The sequence below is a fragment of the Nocardia altamirensis NBRC 108246 genome, assembly GCF_001612685.1.
In the GTDB taxonomy this organism is placed as follows: domain Bacteria; phylum Actinomycetota; class Actinomycetes; order Mycobacteriales; family Mycobacteriaceae; genus Nocardia; species Nocardia altamirensis.
Genome location: NZ_BDAY01000012.1, coordinates 101,144 through 123,347, shown reverse-complemented (window position 1 = coordinate 123,347; position 22,204 = coordinate 101,144). Strand labels below are relative to the sequence as shown.

The 22,204-nt window shown below is 66.6% G+C and carries 19 protein-coding genes; 12 read left to right on the top strand and 7 right to left on the bottom strand.

The features are described 5' to 3' along the window. Together NA11_RS08945 and NA11_RS08940 are read left to right on the top strand one after the other, a co-directional pair. Window positions 1-2,376, top strand: a 2,376-nt coding sequence (locus NA11_RS08945; RefSeq protein ID WP_245745788.1) for a transglycosylase domain-containing protein, incomplete at its 5' end; no start/stop codon positions are given. 73 nt (window positions 2,377-2,449) lie between these two features. Further along, window positions 2,450-4,189, top strand: coding sequence for a glycosyltransferase family 87 protein (locus tag NA11_RS08940; protein ID WP_069161336.1), 1,740 nt, complete (start codon window positions 2,450-2,452; stop codon window positions 4,187-4,189). Here the strand turns inward: NA11_RS08940 and NA11_RS08935 are convergent. Both NA11_RS08935 and NA11_RS08930 read right to left on the bottom strand, forming a co-directional pair. Then, a complete protein-coding gene (locus NA11_RS08935; RefSeq protein ID WP_069161307.1) occupies window positions 4,171-5,799 on the bottom strand; it encodes a TerD family protein in 1,629 nt (542 codons plus the stop codon). The genes NA11_RS08940 and NA11_RS08935 overlap by 19 nt on opposite strands. Window positions 5,800-5,830: 31 nt before the next feature. Next, complete coding sequence (locus NA11_RS08930) at window positions 5,831-7,234, bottom strand: TerD family protein (protein ID WP_069161306.1); 1,404 nt, start codon at window positions 7,232-7,234, stop codon at window positions 5,831-5,833. Window positions 7,235-7,638: 404 nt separating this feature from the next. On the opposite strand from NA11_RS08930, the gene NA11_RS08925 reads away from it, so the two are divergent. The 6 genes from NA11_RS08925 to NA11_RS47020 all read left to right on the top strand — a co-directional run bounded on the left by NA11_RS08925 (window position 7,639) and on the right by NA11_RS47020 (window position 11,997). Then, entirely contained in the window at window positions 7,639-8,262 is a 624-nt protein-coding gene (locus tag NA11_RS08925; RefSeq protein ID WP_069161305.1) for an AIM24 family protein, read from the top strand. A 10-nt stretch (window positions 8,263-8,272) separates the two neighbouring features. After that, window positions 8,273-8,974: an AIM24 family protein gene (locus NA11_RS08920; RefSeq protein ID WP_069161304.1), complete on the top strand. Its 702-nt coding sequence runs from the start codon at window positions 8,273-8,275 to the stop codon at window positions 8,972-8,974. 2 nt (window positions 8,975-8,976) lie between these two features. Further along, window positions 8,977-9,741 (top strand): AIM24 family protein, encoded by a 765-nt coding sequence (locus NA11_RS08915; protein WP_069161303.1) that lies wholly within the window; start codon window positions 8,977-8,979, stop codon window positions 9,739-9,741. Window positions 9,742-9,884: 143 nt separating this feature from the next. Beyond that, a complete protein-coding gene (locus tag NA11_RS08910; protein ID WP_174567671.1) occupies window positions 9,885-10,475 on the top strand; it encodes a DUF1453 domain-containing protein in 591 nt (196 codons plus the stop codon). 122 nt (window positions 10,476-10,597) lie between these two features. Then, window positions 10,598-10,846, top strand: coding sequence for a hypothetical protein (locus NA11_RS08905; protein ID WP_069161301.1), 249 nt, complete (start codon window positions 10,598-10,600; stop codon window positions 10,844-10,846). A gap of 296 nt (window positions 10,847-11,142) precedes the next feature. Beyond that, window positions 11,143-11,997 carry a helix-turn-helix domain-containing protein gene (locus NA11_RS47020; protein WP_218023269.1) on the top strand — a complete coding sequence of 285 codons (855 nt, stop codon included), beginning with the start codon at window positions 11,143-11,145 and terminating at the stop codon, window positions 11,995-11,997. A gap of 29 nt (window positions 11,998-12,026) precedes the next feature. On the opposite strand, the gene NA11_RS08895 is transcribed toward NA11_RS47020, so the two are convergent. Continuing rightward, entirely contained in the window at window positions 12,027-12,824 is a 798-nt protein-coding gene (locus tag NA11_RS08895) for an MBL fold metallo-hydrolase (RefSeq protein WP_069161300.1), read from the bottom strand. 47 nt (window positions 12,825-12,871) lie between these two features. Here NA11_RS08895 and NA11_RS08890 point away from each other — a divergent pair, with 47 nt between their 5' ends. Next, on the top strand, window positions 12,872-13,294 hold the full coding sequence (locus tag NA11_RS08890; RefSeq protein ID WP_069161299.1) for a MerR family transcriptional regulator: 423 nt from the start codon (window positions 12,872-12,874) through the stop codon (window positions 13,292-13,294). Here the strand turns inward: NA11_RS08890 and NA11_RS08885 are convergent. The 4 genes from NA11_RS08885 to NA11_RS08870 are packed head-to-tail and all read right to left on the bottom strand — an operon-like array spanning window position 13,291 to window position 19,161. After that, window positions 13,291-14,136, bottom strand: coding sequence for an HAD family hydrolase (locus NA11_RS08885; protein WP_069161298.1), 846 nt, complete (start codon window positions 14,134-14,136; stop codon window positions 13,291-13,293). The two genes, NA11_RS08890 and NA11_RS08885, sit on opposite strands and share 4 nt — an antisense overlap. Before the next feature lie 33 nt (window positions 14,137-14,169). Further along, a complete protein-coding gene (locus NA11_RS08880; RefSeq protein ID WP_084654377.1) occupies window positions 14,170-16,719 on the bottom strand; it encodes a phosphoribosyltransferase domain-containing protein in 2,550 nt (849 codons plus the stop codon). Next, on the bottom strand, window positions 16,716-17,930 hold the full coding sequence (locus NA11_RS08875) for an HpcH/HpaI aldolase/citrate lyase family protein (protein WP_174567670.1): 1,215 nt from the start codon (window positions 17,928-17,930) through the stop codon (window positions 16,716-16,718). The genes NA11_RS08880 and NA11_RS08875 overlap by 4 nt, the downstream gene beginning before the upstream one ends. Before the next feature lie 13 nt (window positions 17,931-17,943). After that, on the bottom strand, window positions 17,944-19,161 hold the full coding sequence (locus NA11_RS08870) for a hypothetical protein (protein ID WP_084654376.1): 1,218 nt from the start codon (window positions 19,159-19,161) through the stop codon (window positions 17,944-17,946). A gap of 286 nt (window positions 19,162-19,447) precedes the next feature. Here NA11_RS08870 and NA11_RS08865 point away from each other — a divergent pair, with 286 nt between their 5' ends. The 3 genes from NA11_RS08865 (at window position 19,448) to NA11_RS08855 (ending at window position 22,160) form a co-directional block, all read left to right on the top strand. Beyond that, entirely contained in the window at window positions 19,448-20,023 is a 576-nt protein-coding gene (locus NA11_RS08865; protein WP_069161296.1) for a TerD family protein, read from the top strand. Between the two features lie 309 nt (window positions 20,024-20,332). Next, a complete protein-coding gene (locus NA11_RS08860; RefSeq protein ID WP_069161295.1) occupies window positions 20,333-21,451 on the top strand; it encodes a DUF475 domain-containing protein in 1,119 nt (372 codons plus the stop codon). A gap of 85 nt (window positions 21,452-21,536) precedes the next feature. Continuing rightward, window positions 21,537-22,160, top strand: coding sequence for a TerD family protein (locus NA11_RS08855; RefSeq protein WP_069161294.1), 624 nt, complete (start codon window positions 21,537-21,539; stop codon window positions 22,158-22,160). The last annotated feature ends 44 nt before the right edge of the window (window positions 22,161-22,204 follow it).

The following is a 22,204-nucleotide window of genomic DNA, read 5'->3' as shown; positions in this document are numbered from 1 at the left end:
GAACGAGCGCGCCGTGCAGGCGATTCCGGCAACGCCACCGGCGAACGCAGGAAGACCGCAGGCGGCCCGCCCGCCGGCCCGCCGCCGCGCCGCAACGGCGGCAGTGGCGGTAGCGGTGGCTCGGGTGGCCGCAAGCCTGGCCAGAAGAAGAAGTCGCCGTGGCGAATCGTGCGCCGCGTCATCTATGTGCTGATCGCGATGGGCATCTTGATCCCGAGCGGCGTCTTCTTGATCGCGTACACAACAGTGCCTATACCCAAGCCCGGCGATGTGGAAACCAACCAGGTCGCCACCATCCGCTCCGCCGACGGCGAGGAAATCAGCAAAGTCATTCCGCCGCAAGGCAACCGGACCGAGGTGACGATCGATCAGATCCCGCCGCACGTCCGCAACGCGGTGATCGCCGCCGAGGACCGCGACTTCTACTCCAACCCGGGATTCTCGATCTCCGGCTTCGCGCGTGCGGCCAGGGACAACGTCCTCGGCAAGGAAAGCGCGGGCGGTGGCTCGACAATCACCCAGCAGTACGTGAAGAACGCCTTTGTCGGCAACGAACGCTCGCTCACCCGCAAGATGCGTGAGCTGGTCATCTCGGCGAAGATGGCCAGGGAGTGGAGCAAGGATCAGATCCTCACCGCGTACCTGAACACCATCTACTTCGGTCGTGGCTCTTACGGCATCGACGCGGCTGCCAAGGCCTACTTCGGCAAGCCGGTGTCCGACCTCACCATCGCAGAGGGCGCGGTACTCGCCGCCACCATTCAGCAGCCGTCCGGCCTGGATCCGGAAAAGAACCCCACCGGCGCGAAGACCCGCTGGAATTACGTGCTCGACGGCATGGTGGCCGGCGGTGATCTGCCCGCTGCCGAACGGGCGGCGCAGCAGTTCCCCACAGTCGTGCCGATCGCCCAGACGCAGGACAAGGCCATGGACTCCGGCCCGGAGGGCCTGATCAAGAACCAGGTGCTCGCGGAGCTGTCCTCTGCTGCGGGAATCAGTGAGCAACAGCTGAATACGCTGGGGCTCTCGATCACCACCACCATCGATATGAAGGCGCAGCGGGCGGCCGTCGACGCGGCACGCAAGAAGATGCAGGGTGAGCCGGACCAGCTGCGCACCGCGGTGGTCTCGGTGGATCCGAAGACCGGTGCGGTGCGCGCCTATTACGGTGGCGAGAACGGCCAGGGCTGGGACTTCGCGAATGCGGGCCTGCAGCCGGGCTCGTCGTTCAAGTCGTTCGGCCTCGCGGCGAATCTCGACCAGGGCATCCCGCTCTCGCAGATGTACGACAGCACGCCGATCACCGTCAACGGCATCAAGATCACCAACGTCGAGGGTGAGAACTGCGGCACCTGCACCATTGCCGAGGCGCTGAAGCGGTCGTTGAACACCAGCTTCTACCGGATGCAGATCGACATGGGCAACGGCCCGCAGAAGATCGCCGACATGGCGCACAAGCTCGGTATCCCGGAGACCATTCCCACCGTCGAAGGCAAGACGCTCTCCGAGAAGGGCGGCGCGGGCCCGAACAACGGCATCGTGCTCGGCCAGTACCCCGTGCGAGTGCTCGACATGGCTTCCGCGTACGCGACATTGGCGGCCTCCGGCGTCTACCACGCTCCGCATTTCGTGCAGAAGGTGACAACGGCCACCGGCGAGGTGCTGTTCGATCGTGGCGAGGTGGCCGGCGAGCCGCGGGTGTCGCCCCCGGTGGCCGACAACGTGACTGCGGCGATGAAGCCGATCGCCGGCTACTCGCGCAACCACAACCTGGCAGGCGGCCGCGAGTCGGCAGCCAAGACGGGCACCGCGCAGCTCGGCGACACCGGCGAGAACAAGGACGCGTGGATGGTGGGCTACACGCCGCAACTGTCGACCGCGGTCTGGGTCGGCTCGATCGACAACACGGCGCTGCGCAACTACCAGGGCGGCATGATCTACGGTTCCGGCCTGCCGTCCGACATCTGGAAGGCGACCATGGACGGCGCCTTGGAAGGCAGCAAGAACGAGCCCTTCCCGAAGCCGGCACCCATCAAGGGCCAGGCAGGCGTGCCGGAGTTCTCGGCGCCGTACACCCCGCCCTCGACCTCCGACGCGCCGTCGATCCTGCCGCCGATCTACATCCCGCCGACGATCGATACGCCGTTCGGCCCGATCCAGATCCCCGGCGGCGGCCAGCCGCGTCCGCAGACGCAGCAACAGCCGCAGCAGCGCAGCGAACCGGAGAAGCCGGATTCCGGTCCACTGCCCGGCCAGCCCGTCGCGCCGACCAACGGCTCGTCGCCGACGAGCACCGCATCGCCGAGAGCCAATGGGCAGAACGGGTATTCGCAAAACGACGAGCCCACCACGGCGCCGACGACACGCGTCAGGTAGACCTGTTCGAGTGACCAGGGGGGAGCAGGTGCCGACGGCACCCGACGGCGCCCGACCGGTAGCCTCGGGTGCCGTGACCGATCAGCAGCTGGTGGATCAGCGGACGAACGGGAGCGAGCCGCAACGCGATGCCGAGCCGACGAGCGCGGCGCCCTACATCGCGCCCGCCCCGCTCGCGCCGGATCTGCGGTCGGCCGACGCCCGAGATCGGCCGAGCCGCAACGATTCACTGACCGCGCAACTGTCGACGGTGATCGGCGGGCCGGTCGGTGAGCACGCGCTGATCGGCCGGGTGCGGTTCTGGACGCCGATGCGGGTGTTGCTCGCCTTCACCGTGGTGTTCCTGGCGTTCGGCTGGTTCAGCAAGGCGGGGTGCATCCAGCAGACCACCACGGCGGACGGAGCACTCACGCTCGACTGGAACAACGGGCGCCAGTACGTGGCGATGTGCTATTCGGACACGGTGCCGCTGTACGGCGCCGAGCGCCTGAACGAAGGCGCATTCCCGTACAAGAAGTCGTGGACCGAGACTCAAGGCGGCGTCCAGCAGACCAGGTACATGGAGTACCCGGTGCTCTCCGGTCTGTACCAATACTTTTCGATGCGGATCGCCAAGGCCTGGGATGCCACGCCGCTGCCCGGCGCACTCCAGGTGGTGATCTACTTCAACGTGGTCGCGTTCGGCCTGGCACTGGCCTGGCTGGTCACCGTGTGGGCGACCACCCAGCTGGCCGGGCGCCGCGTGTGGGACACCGCGCTGGTCGCCTGCTCGCCGCTGGTGATCGTGCACATCTTCACCAACTTCGATGCCCTCGCAACGGCTTTCGCCGCCACCGGCCTGCTGGCATGGGCCCGCAGGCGTCCGGCACTGGCCGGTCTGCTGCTCGGACTCGGCGGCGCGACCAAGCTGTATCCGCTGCTACTGCTCGGTCCGATCGTGCTGCTGTGCCTGCGGGCCGACCCGATGCAGCGGCTGCCGAGCACGCAACTCGGGCTGCGTCTTCGCGATATCGACAGCGTGGCAACGGCGCGCGATTGGCTGCGCGAAACCCCGTATCGCCTCCACCTGTTCAGCATCCGCCCGCTCGGCGCCGCGACCATCACGGTGCTGGCGGCGGTCGTCACGTGGGTGCTGGTGAACCTGCCGATCGCCGCGGCGTTCCCGAACGGATGGTGGGAGTTCTTCCGGCTCAACAGCGAGCGGCACGCCGACCCCGACTCGCTGTACAACGTGATCACCTCGTTCACCGGCTGGCCCGGGTTCGACGGGCCGCTCAATGATGGGGAGCTGCCGGTCGTCCTGAACGCGGTGTCGCTGCTGGTGTTCATCGCCGCGTGCGTGGCGATCGGCTACATCGCGCTCACCGCGCCGCAGCGGCCACGGCTCGCGCAGCTGTGCTTCCTGGTGGTGGCCGCGTTCCTGATCACGAACAAGGTGTGGAGCCCGCAGTATTCGCTGTGGCTGGTTCCGCTTGCCGTGCTCGCGCTGCCGCATCGCCGAATCCTGCTGGCGTGGATGACGATCGACGCGCTGGTCTGGGCGCCACGTATGTTCTACTACCTGGGCATGGACAAGAAGGGCCTGCCCGAGCAGTGGTTCACCGGCACCGTCGTGCTGCGCGACCTCGCGGTACTCGCGCTGTGCGCCTTGATCGTTCGGCAGATCTACCGGCCCGACGAGGACCTCGTGCGCCGCGATTACGTCGACGACCCGGTCGGTGGCATCCTCGACCGGGCCCCGGATCCGTTGCTGCCGTGGCTGCCCGAGTTCCTGCGGCCGAGGGTCGCCCCGGCTCAGTGGGTGCGCAGGTAGCGCGCGAGCTGCGCCGCTTCCGTCGGAAGCATGTCCAGGTCGAGCTGCCACGGGCTGCCGGTCCACGGATCGAACAGCGGGGTCTGCCCCATCGTCGGCAGGTGCCTGCACGACTGCGACAGCATCGCCACGGTGGCGTTGTCCGACTCGGATTCGTCACTGCCGATGATCACCGTCGACAGCCCGATCAGGTCGCCGCGCACGATCAGCGAACCGATCCGTTGCGCGTCCGAACTCTGGTACCCGTGCGGGAAGTCGGCCGCGATCAGCACCCGGTGTTCGCTGGGCGCGCTGCCCATTCCGCTGGACATGGCCAGCTGCGCCATCTCGGCGGCCCTGGCGAGTTCTTCCAGCCTGGCCGAGATCCCGGAGTGGTCGGTGATCGGCGGCGCGTTCAGCACCGGAGCGAGCAGGCCGGTAAAGGCAGTGAACGCACCCGTCAGATCGATGACGTCGACCACAGTGCGCCTGCCAGGCGTCGAGGTGAGCAACCGCGCGAGCAATGCGGCCACCACCGGTGCGACCGCGCGCGACGATTCGGTGTCGATCCACAGCGGCCGATTCAACGGCACCGGAACGCAATACGGCACGCGCAGCCCGCCGCGGTCGTCCGCGTACAGCTCGCCGAGCCGGATGCCGTCGCTCGGCGTGATCGGCTTGTCCCACACCGGTGAGTCCCAGGTGGCCAGCGCGGGCGGCAACATCAGGTCGGCGTCGGCGAGCTCACGCACCAGCTGTTCGCTGTCGCGACGATGGTTGGTCTCCGCGATGGCGACCAGCTCGTCGTTGCGTTGCTGCGCGGCCCGGCGCGCGGCGTCCGCGGCCGGGGTGTTCCTGGTCGCGGGATCCGAGACGGCGGCGGACAATTCGTGATCGAGCCGCTTTGCCGCGTAGTCGCGGGCCGAGACCAGCGCGGCGGCCGAGCGGGCGGCATCCTCGAAGATCATCCACAGCCGTTCAAGGCCGTGCCCGACCTCCATCGGCGAGGCGCTGGCGGAGCGGGCCTCGCTCGCCATCGGCCCGGCCATGGTGTGCACGCCGGGACCGGGCTGCGCGGTCGCGGTCGGCTGCGGGACGGTGCCCGCCTGCGCGGACGACCCGGTCTGCGCGGACGGATCCGCAGGCTCGTCCTCGACCTCGACGCCGTGCGCGGTCAGCAACACGCCGAGACCGCCCGAGTAACCCTGTCCGACGGCACGCAACCGCCAGTCCAGGCCGCGGCGATACACCTCGAGGCAGATGAGCGCCGCCTCCCCCGCCGACGGCGTGACGGTGAATTCCGCTGCCACCGTGCCGTTCTCGACCAGCGACGCGGTGACCGTGCCGAGCCCCTGCGCCCGCGCTGGCACGGCGGGATCGGCGCTGACCACCAGCAGCACGGCCTTGGCGTCGCCGCGCACCTCGGCGGGGGTGATCGTCACCTCCTCGCCTGCCAGCGCAACGCCTGCCGCGGTCGGCTGGTTGTAGAAGATGAAATCCTGTTCGGAGAACACCTTCAGGTTCTCGGCCACCACCAGCGCCGAAACATCCAGCGCTCCTTCGGCTTTCGCGCTGAATCGAACGACATCACCGGTCAGGGGGATGTTCTGACCGGCCTTGAGCTGAATCACCTTGTTCGCCTTGCTGTCCGCGCCGCTTCGATCAACCGTGCTGCAGGAATCGGCCCAGATTCGGGACGGCCTCGCCGGGGTGCTTGGCCGTGAAGCCCTCGCCGAGCGCCTGCATCTTCCAGTCGTTGCCGACGCGGAACACCTTGGCCATCGCCATCGCGGTGAACGCCATGCCGCCCGCCATCGTGTACCTGGCCAGCTCGGCATTGTTGGTGCCGTCGACCAAGCGGCAGAACGCATTCTGGATCTGCTCGAACGTGTGCCCCTTGTAGGACGTCACGATGAACACCAGCGTGCTCACATGCGCCGGAATGCGGGTGAGATCGACCAGGATCACCTCGTCGTCGCCCTCGCCCTCGCCGGTGAGGTTGTCGCCCTGATGCCGGATCGAGCCGTCCTTGGAGGTCAGCTGGCCGTAGTAGGCGACGTCCACCGGGTTCGTGTCGGCGAACATCACCACGGAGGCGTCGAGGTCGACGTCGACGGTGCGGTTGCCGAACATGCCGCGGTTCTTCACCGGATCCCAGCCGAGACCCATCTTCACGAAGGTCAGTGCGGCGCCGCCCTCCTTGCGGAGAGTGACCCGCTGGCCCTTGACCAGGCTGACCGGGCGATCCTTGCTGAGGCTGACCTCGGCGGGCGGCTGCTGCGGCGGAACCGGCTGTCCGGCAGGCGGGTAGCCCTGGGCCGGTCCTGGCGGCGGCGGATAGCCGGGCGCACCCTGCGGCGGCAGGCCCTGACCCGGCGGCGGGTAGCCGGGGCCCGGCGGCGGGTAACCCGCGGTCGGCGCGAACTGCTGTTGCGGCTGGCCAGGAGGCGCAGGCGGCGGGAAGTTCGGCACTGCCTGCTGCGTGGGCGGCGGCTGGGTCGGGTAGGCGGGCGGTGGTGGGGGCGGCGGCGGTGCGGCCTGCGTCGCGGGCTGCGCGGGCGAATCGTCGACCGTCACGCCGTGATCGGTGACCAGCGCGGCGAAACCACCCGCGTAGCCCTGGCCGACCGCGCGCACCTTCCAGCTGCCCTGGCGGCGGTAGAGCTCGAGCGCGATGACGATCGACTCGGTGTTCAACCCTTCGATCTGGTACTCGTACAACCGATTACCGGTGGCATCCGAGACGATCGCGGTCGGCGCGGGAAACCGGCCGAAGTTGCTGGTCGCGTCGTCCAGCGTGATCACCGCGCGGATCTGCGCGATGTCCTGCGGCACCGAGTTCAGCGACACGGCAAGCGAGGCAGGCTGCCCGGCCGGGGCGGGCTGCAGGTTGACGCCCGGTCCGCTCGGCTGGTTGAAGAAGACGAAATCCGCGTCGGAGCGGACCTTGCCCTGTTCGGTGACCAGCAGCGCGGACAGATCCGCCGGCGCCGTGAGCTGGATGGACACCACCACATCGTTCGTGGCCAGCGGACCGTTTTGGCCCTTGGCGAGTGTTGCGGACAAGATCGACCCTTCGCTTGTCGGTGCTTTCGAATGCCACTCTACGAGAAAGGCGCAAGCCACGGGTTCAGGTGAACATCGCGATCGAGCCATCAGTTTCCCCGGCACCCGTTCGGCATCCCAGGCATTGACCCCGGTGCGATGCGATCTGTGGATAGAATCCGTCACGCTGCGCAGAACGGGAGCTGCCGGACGGAGTCCGCCACTAACCGCGCTAGCCGGAGCGAAGGCGAAGGATCCGCCTTTTCAAGGTGACGAAACGCGGGTGGAACGTGGCGCGATTACCTCATGCTGCCAGTTGACTACCCGCCCGTGGGCTCGACCGACTGCCCCTTTCCCTGTCCCCTACCTACCCCCGCCGGCCTGACCGGCTGCCATCCCTACGAGACAGCAGGCTGAACACCCCTATGGCGCAACTTTTCGAACAATCCAAAAAGGTGATCGAGGCGCATCTCGCCGGAACAACTCTCCGCGCGATTTCCGGCTCGATGGTCGCCTACGAAGGCAATGTGCAGTTCAAGGCGGCCGGTTTCGGCGGCGGCGACGGCGTGATCGCCGGGCTCAAGCGCCGTGCCACCGGCGAGAAGCTCTCGCTGATGGAATGTTCCGGCAACGGCCGGGTCTTCTTCGCGGTGAACGGCCAGCACGTCACCGTCGTCAACCTGAACAACGAGACGCTGCAGGTGGAATCGCAGCAGCTGCTCGCGTTCGCAGGCAACCTGCGCACCGACGTGCGCTTCGCCGGGCTGCGCGGTGCGTCCACCGGCGCAGGCCTGTTCACCACCACGGTGACCGGACAGGGTCAGGTCGCGCTGCTCTCGGCGGGCGGACCGCTGATCCACCTCGAGGTATCGCCGCAGTATCCGCTGGTGGTCGACCCCGACGCGTTCGTCGCGGCGCGCGGCAACCTCAATCAGTCGTTCATCACCGACATCTCGTGGCGCACCGTCGTCGGTCAGGATGCCGGTGAGGCGTTCTCGCTGCGGTGGGACGGTCAAGGCGTCGTGTTGATCCAGCCTGCGGAACGGTAAGGGCGAGCGGATGTTCGAGAAAGTCAACGGCAAGGTCGTCAAGGTCAACGTCGGGATGTCGGGTGGCGTTGTCGCCCGCACCGGCGCGATGCTGTTCTATACCGGCGATGTTTCCTTTGCGCCGCACCAGATTCCGGGCGGCCAAGGGATGGGCGGCGGTGGCGGGCTGATGCGGATGGCCGGGCGCATGATGGCAGGTGAGCACGAGCGCACCATGCTGGCGCAAGGCAACGGCGAGGTGCATTACGGGTTCGCCGGGCTGGAAGTCCATGTGGTGCAGATGCAACCGGGCGCGACACTGCGCGTCGAGGCGTCGCGGCTGCTTGCCAATACCGCAGGCTTGCAGAGTTCGATTGTCTCCGTGATGAGTTCCGGTGGCGGAGGCGGCGGTGGTGGCGGCCTGATGGGTGCGCTGCGCGGCGCCGCGTCCGGCGCGCTGACCGGCCAGGGCATGTTCACCACGCAGCTGTCCGGACAGGGCGCCGCGGTGCTGCTCGCGCACGGCGGATTCCTGGAACTGCAAGTAGGCGGGCCGAATCCGATCGTCGTCGATCCGCAGGCGTTCGTCGCCGCGTACGGCAATGTGCAGACCGAGCTGAAAACGGCGCTCAGCTGGCGCGACGCGGTCGGTCGCGGCGCAGGAGAAGCCATGCAATTGCATTGTGTCGGACAGGGTGTGGTCTACGTGCAGGCCTCCGAAGAGAAGTTGTGAACATGACTGACATCTTGAGCCCGATGAATCTCGGTGAGAGCGACAACATTCCGGGCAACAGCTACGCGTACTGCATCGACCTGAACAAGCCGTGGTTCATGCGCAAGGGCGCGATGATCGCCTACTACGGCGACATGCGCTTCCAGATGCTCACCCACGGCCTGCAGGGCGGGCTGCTGCACATGGTGTCGCAGCAGTTCTCGGCGCCGTTGTTCACCGGCGACTACGTCGTTGCCGAGGGGCACGGCAAGCTGATCATCGGTGACCGCGGCTACGACATCAATTCCTATGACCTCGAGGACAACGGCAACCTCACCATTCGCGCCTCGAACCTGCTGGCGTTCGAACCCGGTCTTTCGCTGAATCAGTCGATCGTGCCCGGCTTCCTCACGCTCATCGGCACCGGTAAATTCCTCGCCTCCTCCAACGGTCCGGTCATGTTCGCCGAGCCGCCGCTGCGGGTCGACCCGGAATCCCTGGTCGGCTGGGCCGACTGCCCGTCGCCGAGCCATCACTACGACCAGCGGTGGGTCAACAGTTTCCTCGCCGCGGGCGCCGCGCGCTTCGGGGTCAGCTCCGGTGAGGAACGCCAGTTCGACTTCACCGGTGCGGGGACGGTGCTGATCCAGTCCAGCGAAAAGGTGCTCAGCGACGCGATGCTCGTGCGCACCATCGAAGGGCAGATCCAGAGCGGGATCTCACCGACCGGACTGCAGCGCTTGCAGGGGTTCATCACCCAGCAGTTGGGTGGGCAACAGCACTACTGATCGAGCGGGGCGCCCGTGCCCGTCGGGCGGGCGCCCTCTCGTCGGACGACTCGGAGTCATCCCCCGACTCATCCATTCGGCGGACTCGACCGAGCTCAGGGCGACGTTAGTTTTCCAGCACGACTTTCATGCTGGGAGGCATCATGAGCATCGGTCTGATGTTCCTCATCATCGCCGGAGCAATCGTCTTGATCGTGAAGCGATTCCTCGGCGAACCTGTCGACGCCCGTGACACATTCGTCACCCCGCTGATCCTGGTCGGTATCGGCATCTACAGCGTCGCGCACGTCGACAACCTCACCGCCACCGACATCAGCTGGCTGATCATCGGCGGCCTGGTCGGCATTGCCTTCGGCGCCCTCCGCGGCACTACCACCATCCTCTTCGCCCGCGACGGCCACCTGTGGCAGCGCTACACCGTCAAAACCCTTGTCGTCTGGGCAACTTCCGCCGCCGCAGGTTTCGCCGTCACCCTCCTCGGCAGCACGATGGGCATGCACCCCGACGCCCGCCCCATCACCCTCTCGCTCGGCGTCGGCATGCTCGGCGAAATGCTCACCCTCGGCCTCCGTGCCCTCGCCACCGGCATCCCCTTCGCCCCCGATAAACGCGCCACCGCACCCACTTCCCAACCCCCACACGACCGTTCCCTCCACGTCGACCCCGAGCACAACGCCTCCCCCACCCTCCGCGACGGCCTCGACTGGCTCAACCGCTCCCTCGGCCGCCGCTAGTGGACATCACACGCACGGTCCACCGATCGGACAGATTTCCTGCCGTTGCACCGCTGGTTCGGTCCGCAGCGGGTATCTCACGGTGAGGGGACGTCGTCTACGGCACGAAGGAGATCGGTCCGATGTTGGATATGAACAAGCGCAATCTCGTGTACTTCGAAAGTCCTTCCATGCGAGGGCTGTACGAGCGCATGGAAGAGTGGCAGCAGGCGAATGAACGACGTCTGCTGTCCGTCAGCGTTCAGCACGATCAGGACAACTACTGTTGCATCGCGCTGACCAATCCGACCGAGGTCGTGATCACCAGCGCCGATGGACACAACCACGCGAGCGTCACTCGGTTCGGGATGCTTGCCGTGGACGCGCAATAGACCTGCCGTAAGAATCGCGGACGCCAGCCACGAGTGGTACCCGGTTGCGGCACGGTACGAGAAGCAGGCTCGGTGGTGTGCCACTCGTGGGTGCGGTGGCAGGTTACGGGTCGGGGATGTGGTTGCGAATTGTTGTGATTTGCGCGGCGGCGCCGTTGACGTGGGTTGGTGGGGGCGTGACGATGAGGTCGAACGATTCGTCGAAACTTTGAGGTAGGTGGGGTCTTGGGTGTGATCCCAGGTATGCGGTTGTGGTGCCGGGTTTTTCGTGACCAGAGTGCGGTCGTCATCGCATCGTGACCGGTAAGCGGAAGGGCTCCGTTGAGCAGGTGCGGCGGGAGCTGGGTGGGCGGCTGCGGGAAGTGCGGCGGGCCGCCGGGCTGACGGGCCGCCAGCTTGCGGCGGCGACGGGGCAGCATTTCACGCGGGTCAGCAAAATCGAGAACGGGGTGCAGGCGCCGACCGAACGGGACGTGCGGGAGTGGTGCGCGGCGTGTGCGGCGGCGGATCAGGAAGCGGACCTGATTGCGGTGCTGCGCGTGGCGGATTCGGCGTCGGTCGAGTCGCGGCGGGAGAGCAGGGCGGGGATGCGGCGGGTGCTCGGGGCGCACACGCTGAAGCAGTACGAGAAGACGGATCTCTTTCGGATCTATGAGCACAACATGATCCCCGGGTTGTTTCAGACGGCCGAGTATTCGGCGGCAATACTGTCGTTCTGGATCAGCTTCCTGCGGGCGCCGAACGATGTGGATCAGGCGGTGGCGGTGCGCATGGAGCGGCGCCAGGTGCTCCAGCTGGAGGGCAAGCGATTCGTGGTCGTGCTCGAGGAGCAGGCGCTGCGGACCTTGTTCGGCTCCGCGGAAACCCAAGTGGGACAACTGGGTCACCTGCTCGAGCTGATGTCACTGCCCCATATCTCGCTGGGGATCATCCCGCTGATGACCGAACGCACCGGCGTCGGCGCGACCGGATTCTGGATGTTCGACGACTCCCTGGTCGCGCTGGAGACGCCGACCGCAAGCATCCAGGTGACTCAGCCGAGCGAGCTGGGTTTGTACGCCCGGATGTTCGATGCGCTGCAGGACTCCGCCGTCTACGGCAAAGAGGCAAGAGCCCTGATCGTCGGCGTACTCAACGAAATCGATTCATAGCAAAGCACATTCGGCCAGCAGCGGTGGAATCAGTGGTAGCGGGCGAACTCCCACGGATCGTGGGCGCTGAAGACCGAGACCTCGTCGGCATGGTCGCGGACGAGTTCACGCAGCCGCGCCTGGGTGCCGACACGGAGGTCGTGGTGCACCTCCGAGGAGGTCTGGACCATATCCAAGATCGGGTGCGGATGGTGGTCGGTGGCCAGTTCGCGGTGGTAGTAGTAGGCGTCGCCGCAATGCAACAGCCAGTGATCCCCTTCTCGCACAGCAACTCCCGTGTGGCCCGCAGTGTGGCCACCGAGTGGGATCAGCCGGAAATCGTCGGATAGACCCTGCACCGGGGTCGATGCGAAACCGAACCAGTCGTCGCCACCGTCCGGGGTGTAGGTGACCCACCGCGGGCCATGCGCCCAGTGCGCGTCCCGATACCGGCGGGTCGGCGCCTCGGCGCGCGCCGCCGCCAGCTCGGCGGCCAAGACGTGCACCTCGGCCTGCGGAAAGTCGGGCAGACCACCGCAGTGATCCACATCGAGGTGGGTGAGCAGGATGTGGCGGACGTCCGCCGGCGCGTAGCCGAGACGCTCGATCTGGCGAATCGCGGTTTCCGCTTCGGCGAGCACCGGCTGCGCCATCGCCACCCACTCCGCGCCGAGGGTGCCTTCGGGATCGCGGACATCGTCGAGGCCCATGCCCGTCTCGACGAGAACCAGTCCTGCCGAATCGGTTTCGACCAGCAAGCAATGGTTCACGGCGTGGGCGGGCGCAGGCCCGGGGTAGGTGGCTTCGATCTGTCGCACAGACCCGCAATTGAGGTGATGGATGGTCATGCCGAGTAGTCTCTGACTTGAAGCGCGCTTCAAGTCAAGGAGAAAACATGACCTTGTTGGACATCGCCGAGGTGGCCGAACAGTCCGGCCTCGCCCCCTCTGCCATCCGGTTCTACGAGAAGCGCGGCCTCGTCACCTCGGCAGGCCGCAACGGTCTGCGTCGCACCTTCCGGCCGGACGTGCTCGCCCGCCTCGCGCTGGTGTCGTGTGCCCGGCGCGCCGGATTCACGATCGCCGAAATCACCCGGTTCCTGCAGGCCACCCCGCGCGACACCGATCTGCGCGCACGGTTGGCACGCAAGGCCGACGAGGTGGACGCGGACATCGCCCGCCTCACCCGCATGCGCGAGGGGCTGCGCCACGCGGCCACCTGCACGCACGAGCCGCTCGTCGAATGCCCGGACTTCAAGCGAACTCTCGACGACCCTGCGGTCCGCGCAGCTCAGGCGTGCAAGGCGCGATCCGCCTAGTCCAGCGGCGGTGCACCCTTGATGAACCAGTTGATGATTTCCTCACCGGCGAGGATGCCGGTGGCGCGGGTGACGGTGAGATTGGGGTGGGTCCAGTTGAGGTGTTCCAGCTCCCCGTGCCTCGGCCGGATGGCGAAGTCGGCGGCGCGCAGCATCTCGGCGTCGAGCGCACCGTCGCCCGCGGCGAAAGTCGGTGCCTCCGTGACGAGTTCGCCGGAATCGAGCAGCCTGCGGCGAACCTCCGCGACCGCGTGGCTCTTACAGACGACGTCCGGCATCGAGTAGATCTTGCGCCCCTGCTGCGAGGCGGACCAGCCGCGGGCCCGGCACCAGGCGTCCCATTCGGCGAGGAATCCCTCGGGAACTTCCTTGGGCCGCACCACCAGATAGCAGAACAGGTCGTCGGCGACGCGGAATTTGGACACCCACGAATCATCGATCCTGGATCGCAGTTCGGCGGTGACCTCGGAGAGGGTGACACCACCGGCGCGCACCTTGGCGTCGATGTCGATGCGCCACCGCAGGTCGGGGACGCCGTCGACGAGGATGTTGCCTCCGTTGCTGGTGATGGCGTAACGCCATGGGGCACCGGGCAATTGGATGCGGTCGAACTGCTTGATGGTGCGCGTGGTGGTGGGGACGACGGCCGCGGGCTCGGTGAGCGTCTGCATCTTCAGTGCGGCGGCGGTCGTCATGAACGACAGCGGTGCACCCTCCAGGTGTTCCACGCAGACTGTCGGCACATCGGAATGCGCGCTGAAGGCGTTGCGCGAGTAGATCATCGTTCGGTCCAGGTCGGTGGCGACCAGCGTATGTCTTCGTAGTCGGCTCGAGTCAAGCATCAGCCAGCTCCCTCCTGCATAAGCCCAGCTCTCTCATGTCTGCAGGTCCTTGATCAGTCCCATGCATGAATAGGCCAGGTCGGGGACGACCTCGACCGGCACGCCGCGGGCCGCGGCGAGCAGGCGAATATGCGCGTGCTCGGGAGCTTGCGCGTCCCGAACCAGCACCAGCCACGGCAGTCGCCGCAGCAGCACCCGGGTGGTCTCGCCGACGCCGGGTTTCACGAAATTCACACTGGCGATGCCGTATTCGGCACGGACCTGCTCGACCGAGGTCCAGCCGGTCCAGGTCGGGGTGCGATCGCTGGACGCCACGGCGGCGACGTGAGCAGGCACCCGATCGCGGATCGCGTCGAACGCGGCACTCACGATGTCGAGCAGGCGCAGCGAGACATCGTCCTCGGCCAGCTCGCGGTAGTACTTGGCGCCGTGGAATTGACCGGGTCCGATCAGGGTGTCGTTGAGCACGGTGCGCGAAACCAGGCCGGACACCGTCGAATTCAGGCAGGCCGAGGCGATCAGGAAGTCGTCGCGGGTGCCGTAGGTGCGCACGCAATGGCCCGGATCGGCCAGCACGGCGAGCTGGTCGTTGAACCGCGCGCCGCCTGCCGCGTGGTACGCGTCGAGGGCTTCGGTGAGTTCCCTGGTGATGGCGCCCTTGCCGGTCCAGCCGTCCACGAACACGATCGTGGCCGGATCATGGTGGCGCGCTAGATAATCCAGCGCGACCGTATCGATGCCGCGATCGCGCACGATCGACACCGCGTAATGCGGCACGTCGAGGCTCGGCCGTCCGGCGCCACGCCCGGAGCGCAACCAGCGCCGCATCAGGATCCCGATCGGCGTGCCCGCCCGAGCCAGCGACACCAGCACGATGTCGTCGCCGCGCTCGGCGACCACGAGTTCGGCAACGGTCGCCACGGCGAGCGCGAGCCGCTCGGCGCTTTCCGCGAGCACCTCGTCGAACAGTGCACGGTAGGCCGCGTCCGGCTGGTATTCGATGGGCAACGATTCGGCGTAGTGTGCGACGCCCGCCTGGATCCGGCGTTCTCTGTCGAGGACGTTGGCCTCGAGCTCCGCGTCCGACAGGTCCGTCAGCAGCCAGGAAACCTCGTCGGCCGCATACGAGCCGAAATCCGGACCGTGCAGCGGCGCAGGCAGATCCGAGGCCGCAGGCAACGCGGACTCCGCAACCGAATCGGGCACCGAGACGGCGGTGACCGCCAATTCGGCACGGGCGATACCCAACTCGCGCGGATCGGCTCCTGGCAGCACCGCGACAACGACATCGGACCCGGACGCGGTGAGCACATCGACCAGCCCACCGTCGGCGACGAGTTCCGCAGTATCGGCGGGCGCATCGACGACAACGAGCAAGACCGGCTCGACCGCATGTCCCGCAGTGCTCGACACCCCGGACGCACCGGAGAACTCCTCGGTCCAGTGCGCGTTGTACAGATAGCGCGGCTGTTCCTGCCCGGATTCCGGTGCGGTGAAACGGAATCCACGACGCAGCGGATACCCGGGCTCATCCAGCACATACGCGGGCGAACGGGTGGTCGTCTGGTACCGCGTCGGCGTCCCCGACTCGGCCAGCGCCGCGGCCAACCGCAACGGCAGGTACATCAATTCCTCGTGCCCGAGCACGATCACGGGCCGATCCGGAAAGTCCGCCGCGAGCCGAGCCCGCACCACGTCGGTCGCCGCGGCGACGGCGGCGTCGAAGGCCGTGACATCCGAGCGCAGCATTCCGTGCCTGCCGCCTTCCGGCACCGAAGCAGGCCACGGCACCTCGAGCCGGATCGACGAACCACGCTGCGCGGCCACCGGATTCAGGGCAGGTTCCGGAAGCTCGGCCACCGCGTCCACCAACCCGTTCGGCAGCACGGTGCGCCCCGAAGCCAGGCAGACGGTGTCGATCCGCACCCCGAGCTCCGCGGCCGCCTTGTCGAACACGGCGCGATCGGCCGCAGGCCGCATATCGACCAGCGACGCCAGCACGTAATGCGCGCGCGGCGCGAAGGCATGCAGCGCGCGAATCGCATCGAGTGCGGTTGCGCCGGTAGAGATTTCGTCATCGACGAGGACCAGCGGCAGGTCGTTCACGAAGATATCGGCGGGCACCGGTTGCAGCTGATGCGAGGTGGCATGCGAATGCCCCTCCTCGAATCCGGTGAGGGTCTGCGCCGCGTCGACATCACGTCGCGTCGAATGCAGATACCCCACCGCTTCGATCCGTGCCGCGACGCAATGCCCGAGCCCGGTCGCGGTTTCCGCGAAGCCGAGCACCAAAGCCGCACGCGCGCCGAGCACCTCGCGCACCAGGTCACCGAGCCGGTTCCCGCTGTCGAGCACCACCCGCGGATCGGTCGGCAGATGCTTGCCCAACACGGTCGACACCAGCAAGTGTGCCCGGCGCGGATTGCGCCGCAGGCCGGGCTGAATCAGCGAAGCAATCGCCAGTTCGGCGGGCAACGCGCTATCCGGCGCGGCTGCGCCGAACGACTCTTCGTGATCCAGCCGCAAGCCGAGAGTTTTTGTTGCCCAAGGAATTCCCACAAAATCGAGCGTCGCGCCGCTCATACGGTCACCAACGCCGTCAACAAATCCACGAACGAAACTCCCTTATTCGCCACCCCGAAAACCCGCGCCCGCAACAGCGTCTGCCGCGCCCAACTCCGGTGCGGTCGCATCTCGTTCATCTTGTTCCGATAACCCGACGCCGCCACTCCGCCGACGTCGACCTGCAGAATGTCCAACGCATCCGAGTACTCCTCGTGCGTCACCACCGACAGCGCGTGCACCGCAGCCACATGCGACGGATGAATCACCGTCTTGCCCTGAATCCCGTTGGCGCGGTCCAGGGTTATCTCGCGCAACAGCCCGTCCAGGTCCCGGCTGACCAGGTACTGCCGGAACGGCACCGCGTCGGATTCCTCGAACGGCGCGGTGCGCAGCAACGGCCGGAACATCCGCTCGTGATCGGCGAAATACTCCCAGACCGGCCCGGTGATCACGTAGCCCGTCCCGTCCGCCCGCCCCAGGTAGTTCACGATGTCGGCAATGACATCGGCGACCACCCGCACGTCGTAGATCGTCAGATCCCGGTCCCGGCGAATGCCGAACGTGGAGCACATGTCGGTCGCCCCGACCCGAACAGCAAGCACCCGTTCCCGGTGCGCGGCAAGCAACTCCGCGATCTGCGTCAGCTCCTGATCCCGCGTCTGCCGGTGCACCAGGCCCGGCGATTCGAGCACCGGCATCCCGTAGATCGGCCGGTCGAGCCGCTGCACCGCGGCGCTCAACGTGTCCAGATACGCCGGGCCCGTTCTGCTGTCGAACTTCGGAAAGACGAACCCGGTCAACACCCCGGCGCCCGCACCCAATTGCTCGACCAGCTCGCTGATCGTGTCCGCGTCCCGCACCCGGACGAACAGCAGCGGATTCGCATCCCCGTTGGCCGCCAACAGATCCAGTGCCGCGACCGTCTGCCGCTTGGCCAATTCCACCTCGTGATCGGCGACCGCGTCCTCGAGGTCGATCACCATCGAGCACACGCCACGCTCGGCCCGCCTGCTGATGGTGTGTGCGAGATCCGGTCGGGTCGCCGGTGCGTACAACGTCGCACCGAGCCCGACCGCAAGCAATTCGCGATCCGTATGGTCGTCGCCGAACGGTTCGGGTTCCCGGTGAAAAAGATTCCGGGCCTCCGGGCCGTGCAGCTGCCGGAAGTGGCGCAGCGGCATTCGCTTCCGCAGGGAAACCTCCCGCTGGACGGCGATGCCTGCGGTCATCGTTATCCCACTCTCATTCTCGTCGTGGTCCTGCTTGTTTTCTCATTCGATCCACCACTCCGGCGATGAAGTCGGTGACGGTATCCAGTTCGGCCACGTAGGCCCAGTAGTCGGGGTGGCGCCCCGTCAGTGTTTCGCTGATTCGATCGATCCGGGCGGCCTGTGCGTCGAGCACAGAGCCCCATTCGGTGACGAGCCCGCGGCTAACAGCGAGCATCTGTGCATCCCGCAGCCGAAATCGTACGGCCTTGGCCTTGTCTTGCGGGTCGGACCTGACTTCTCGCAACAGGGACAACCGCTTCGTTACGGCGTCGACCAGGCGTTCGGCCTCGGTGAGGTACCCGCGGGCGGATGTGGTCAGATCAAGTGCAATCTCCGGGTTGTTCTCCGCCGCTGCCGCACGCGCCCGCGCCAGGGCAGCGTCCGCGGCCTCGATGGCTCGCTGGCTTTCGCGACCATTGTCAGCTAGATCGGCCGAACTCGCAGCATTGAATTCTCGCAGCAACGCGGAATAGGCGGGCGCGAGCCCCTCCGCCTTAGTATGGGCCGCGGCCAGCCGAGTGGTCACCGAGGTGATCGCGGTCTTCGCCGCGCCCGCCCGAGATGGGGCCTGCGCCAACGCATCTGCCAAGACTTTTGTGGCCGCTTCCAGCCGGTTCGCCGCCTCACGGACGGCCGCGACTGGGGCGTCTCGTTCCGCGGCCTCCAATGTGACCAGAGCCTCATCCACGGTTCCGGCGTGTTCGCGCACCGAAGGGAAGCTCGCGTACGCCGACTCGGCGGCCTGGCGGCGCACGCCTGCCGCGGTGATCTTCACCTGCCTGGCAAACTGCGGGACAGTGCCGAGGACGGACACCGCGTTTTCGAGCTGCGTCTGGTTGCCGCGGTAGAACTCGTCGACGGCGCGCGCCGCGTCGGTCAACTGCCTGGTCACGGCTTCGACGCGGGCTGGGCCGTCCGTGATCGGGGTGTCGTCGCGTTCGGCCTGTTCGAGCTGCTCGGTCAACGTCACATAGGCGCCTGCCGCGTCATAACAGCGGCTGCGCACCGGCTCCCAGCGCACGGCCAGTCTGCGGTCGGGGAACACCTGCTCGGACGCGTGCACCGCCGCCTCCGCCGCGCTCTGGCGCTTGTCCATGTCGAGGAACGCCGAGGCCAGCGACCCTCGCGCCTGCTCGATCCATTCGCTGTTCCCGGATGACCGGAACCATCCGCGCCTTCGGCCTACCACGCTCCGATCGTAGGCGGATCCTGCGCCTTCGCTGCGGCTAGCGCGATTATCGGCGGACTTCGCCCGACAGCGCCTGTTCTGTGGATCCTCCGCCTGCGCAACGAGTAGCGCGAATATCGGCGGACAACCCCACCATTTGCCCGTACCCGGTAGTAGGTCTGCCGTGTTCACCCAGCGTTCTGCGGGTTCCTACGCAAGTTCGCGGAAACCTACTACTGTCGTAAGGCGTACCCGGCGATTCGGACATGCTGGGAACCAATGACGGACTATTGAAAGGGAATCCCGCATGGGTGTCAGTTTGTCCAAGGGCGGCAATGTCTCGCTGACCAAGGCGGCGCCTAACCTGACCGCCGTTGCGGTCGGCCTAGGGTGGGATGTGCGGACCACCACCGGTACCGACTTCGACCTCGACGCCAGCGCCATCGCGACCGGTGAGGACAAGAAGGTGCTGTCGGACCAGCACTTCGTGTTCTTCAACAACTTGAAGTCGCCGGAGGGCGCCATCGAGCACGCGGGTGACAACACCACCGGCGAGGGCGAGGGCGACGACGAGGTCATCAACGTCGACCTGGCCAACACCCCGGCGACCATCGCGAGCATCTTCTTCCCGGTCTCGATCTACGACGCCGAGACCAGGCAGCAGTCGTTCGGCCAGGTCCGCAACGCCTACATCCGCGTTGTCGACCGCAGCAACAACAACGAGCTCGCCCGCTACGACCTCACCGAGGACGCCTCCACCGAGACCGCCATGGTCTTCGGCGAGCTGTACCGCAACGGTGCGGAGTGGAAGTTCCGCGCCATCGGTCAGGGCTACGCCTCCGGTCTTTCCGGGATCGCCCGCGACTACGGCGTGAACGTCTAAGAAACGCTTCGTGGTTCGAGGGGGCTCGGCGACGGGCCCCCTCGTCGTGCGACCGGCGCGCCGGGAACGTCAACGGCCGCTGGGCCGTTAGACGGTTAACGGAAATGGCGGCTGTGCCGTTAGATGGTTGACGTGCTGTGATTGCCTCTGGCAGCAGTACAGTCGGCACACCGTCGACAAACCGATCACAGCTCCGTTGGACATCCGGCGGATCTGCGGCCACGCTGGTAACAGCGGCGCCAACTCGGATACATCAGACAAGCGCTCGGGCGGACACACGTCCGGCCGACGCAAACGAAAGGTCCCCGCGTGGTCCTGCGCATATTCGGCATGTCCCTCATCGTGACGGTGCTGTCGCTCGTGGTTGCGCTGCTGTACGGCGGGCCGACCGCCCTGGCACTGGTCGCGATCCTCGGCATCCTCGAAGTCTCACTCTCTTTCGACAACGCGGTCATCAACGCGACTGTGCTCCGGCGGATGAGCGATTTCTGGCAGCGGATCTTCCTTACCGTCGGCATCTTGATCGCCGTGTTCGGCATGCGCCTGGTGTTCCCGCTGGCGATCGTGTGGATCACCGCGGGGCTCAGCCCGGTGAAGGCCTTCGACCTGGCGCTCAATCCGCCGGAAGGCGATGCCGCCTACTTCCCGAACGGCGACCCGAGCTACGAGACACTGCTCACCGACGCGCATCCGCAGATCGCCGCGTTCGGTGGCATGTTCCTGCTGTTGCTGTTCCTCAACTTCATCTTCGAAGAGCGCGAGATCACCTGGCTGTCTTGGCTCGAGCGTCCGCTCGCGCAGCTCGGCAAGCTCGACATGCTTTCGGTGGTCGTCGCGGCCATCGGCCTGGTACTCACCGCGGAACTGCTTACGCCTGAGGACAAGCGCTCCACCGTCCTGCTCGCCGGCCTGCTCGGCATGGTTGTCTACATCGTGGTCGACGGGCTCGGCTCGATGTTCCACACCGAGGAGATGACCGAGGAGGGCGAGTCGAAGGGCGGCCCCTCCGAGCTGGTCAAGGCCACCGGTAAGGCAGGCTTCTTCCTCTTCCTCTACCTCGAGGTCCTCGACGCGTCGTTCTCCTTCGACGGTGTGATCGGCGCGTTCGCCATCACCGCCGACCCCATCATCATCGCGCTCGGCCTCGGTTTGATCGGCGCCATGTTCGTTCGCTCGATCACCGTGTACCTGGTCCGCAAGGGCACGCTGTCCGAGTACGTGTTCCTCGAGCACGGCGCGCACTGGGCGATCGGCGCGCTGGCGGTCATCCTGTTCGTCTCGATCGGTGTGCACATCAACGAGCTCATCACCGGCCTGGTCGGTGTCGCGTTCATCGGTGCGGCGTTCATTTCCAGCATCATCCGCAACCGCCGCGAGAACGACGACCAAGAAGTCAACAGCGAACGAGAGCCCACCCCGGTAGGCTGATTTTCAGCCGAAGACCCATGCGGCAGCGGCCACTCCTGCGGGAGGACCGCTGCCGCTCTCATTTCTCTGGAGGGGGATCGCGCCGATGGCGATCGACAACAACGCCGGTGGGGTCAACCTGTCCAAGGTGACCCTGTCGAAAGCGACACCGAGCATCAACCTCACCAAACCCGGTGAGCAGCAAGGGGCCATGCGGGTGAACCTGAATTGGTCCTCGGGGTCGAAGGGCTTCTTCCGCAAGGCCAAACCGATCGACCTCGATCTCGGGTGCCTCTACGAGCTCGCCAACGGCAACAAGGGTGTCGTGCAGGCGATCGGCAACAATTTCGGGTCGCTGGAGGGCGAGCCGTATATCCAGCTCGACGGTGACGACCGCAGCGGCACCGCGACCGGTGGCGAGAACATGCACATCAATCTCGCTCGGCCCGAACTGTTTCGGCGCATTCTGATCTTCGCCTTCATCTACGAGGGCGTGCCGAACTGGGCCGCCGCCGATGGTGTGGTCACGCTGTATCCGACGGCGGGCCCGCAGATCGAGGTACGCCTCGATTCACCGGTGGACGGTGCGCGCTCGTGTGCCATCGCCCTGCTGCAGAACCAGGGCTCCGGGATCACCGTGCACCGGGAAGTCCACTACATCAACGGTGCTCAGCGCGAGATCGACGAGGCGTACCGATGGGGCATGAACTGGCACAGCGCTCGTAAGTGAGCCACTCAGCGATTTCCGCAAAGTGGGAACTGGTGGCGGCATCG